This is a genomic window from Variovorax sp. P4_D9, assembly GCF_056401695.1.
The window spans coordinates 1-1,939 of record NZ_JBFUIU010001242.1; the positions used below are offsets into that span (position 1 = coordinate 1).

The 1,939-nt window shown below is 63.3% G+C and carries 1 protein-coding gene; it reads right to left on the reverse strand.

Annotated features, from left to right (window positions below; all coding sequences use genetic code 11):
- Positions 1-1,550 (reverse strand): ABC-F family ATP-binding cassette domain-containing protein (locus tag AC1DY5_RS53485; protein WP_478122329.1); only part of this gene is annotated, 1,550 nt, incomplete at its 3' end.
- Positions 1,551-1,939 lie beyond the last annotated feature (389 nt).

A 1,939-nucleotide genomic window follows, 5' to 3' on the forward strand; every position in this document is an offset into this window, starting at 1 on the left:
AGCCAGTCCTGCACGCTGCCCTCGTACTCGCGCCAGCGCCCGTCGCCCTCGAATGCGATGGTGCTGGTCACCACGTTGTCCAGGAAAGTCCGGTCATGGCTGACCAGGAACACCGTACCGTCGTAGTTCTGAAGCAGGTCCTCGAGCAGTTCGAGGGTGTCGATGTCGAGGTCGTTGGTCGGCTCGTCGAGCACCAGCACGTTGGCCGGCCGGGCGAACAGGCGCGCCAGCAGCAGCCGGTTGCGCTCGCCGCCGCTCAGCGAGCGCACCGGCGAATGCGCGCGGGCCGGCGAGAACAGGAAGTCGGCCAGGTAGCTCTTCACGTGCTTGCGCTGGTTGCCGATCTCGATCCATTCGCTGCCCGGACTGATGAAGTCCTCCAGCGTGGCGTCGAGGTTCAGCGCATTGCGCATCTGGTCGAAGTAGGCCACCTGCAGGTTGGCGCCGCGGCGGATCTTGCCGCTGTCAGGTTCGAGCTCGCCGAGGATCAGCTTCAGCAGCGTGGTCTTGCCCGCGCCATTAGGGCCGATCAGCCCCACCTTGTCGCCGCGCAGGATGGTGCCGGTGAAGCCGCGGATCACGGTCTTGTCGCCGAACGACTTCGAGGCCTCGGTCAGTTCGGCCACGATCTTGCCGCTGGCCTGGCCCTGGGCGAGGTCCATGTTGACGCTGCCCTGGACCTCGCGCCGCGCCGAGCGGTTGGCGCGCAATTCCTGCAGCCGGCTGATGCGGCTCTGGCTGCGGGTGCGCCGCGCCTCCACGCCCTTGCGGATCCAGATCTCTTCCTGCGCCAGCAGCTTGTCGGCCTTGGCGTTGATCACCGCTTCCTGGGCCAGCTGCTCTTCCTTCTGCAGGAGGTACTGCTCGAAGTTGCCGGGATAGGAGCTCAGCTTGCCTCGGTCCAGCTCGACGATCCGGGTCGCGACCCGGTTCAGGAAGCTCCGGTCATGGGTGATCGTGACCACGCTGCCCTTGAAGTCGATCAACAGCTGTTCCAGCCATTCGATCGAATCCAGGTCCAGGTGATTGGTGGGCTCGTCGAGCAGCAGCACGTCCGGCGACGCCACCAGTGCCTGCGCCAGCGCGACCCGCTTGCGCGTGCCGCCCGAGAGCGAGCCGACCAGGGCCGCGCCGTCGAGGTGCAGGCGATGCAGCGTTTCCTCCACCCGCTGCTCCCAGTTCCAGGCATCGAACGCCTCGATCTGGGACTGCAGCGCATCGAGGTCCAGCCCCGGCGCGCCCGACAGATACTGGTCGCGGATCGCGATCACCTCGCCGAGGCCCGCGCTAGCGGCGGTGAATACATCCGCCTCCATGTCCAGTACCGGCTCCTGGGCCACATAAGTGACACGCACGTTCTGCTGTATCTGAAGCGTGCCGTCGTCCGGCTTCTCGAGCCCGGCCAGGATCTTGAGCAGGGAAGACTTGCCGGCGCCATTGCGGCCGATCAGGCCGATGCGCTCCGATTCGATGAGGGAGAAGTCCGCATGGTCGAGCAGCGGGACGTGGCCGAACGCGAGTTGCGCGTCGAGGAGTGTGATGAGTGCCATGTGGGAGTGATTATCGGAGCGAAGCGCCGGAAGGCCTTCAAAAGTGGCATATACTCGTGGGCTCGGCTCAAGACGCGAAGGCAACTTTGAAGACGACCGGGACGCCAAGTCGGAAGACGAGGCAAAAAAGCCCTCGAGGCTGGCGCAACGATAAAAAGCTGTGCCATAATCGAAGGCTCCGCTGAAAACGACGGCGCGGTGCTTCTCTTGGGAAGTGCGGTGATCGAAGCAGACGGTGGGGAAGAAAAAAAGGCCGTGGTCTTGACGAAGTTAAAAAAACTGAGTCATAATCGAAGGCTCCGCAGAAAACGCAGACTGCAGTTGCTTCTTGGTGAAGCGAATGTGGAAAGCGAAAGAAAGCGAAAAAAGTTTGCCGGTTCTTAAAAAAC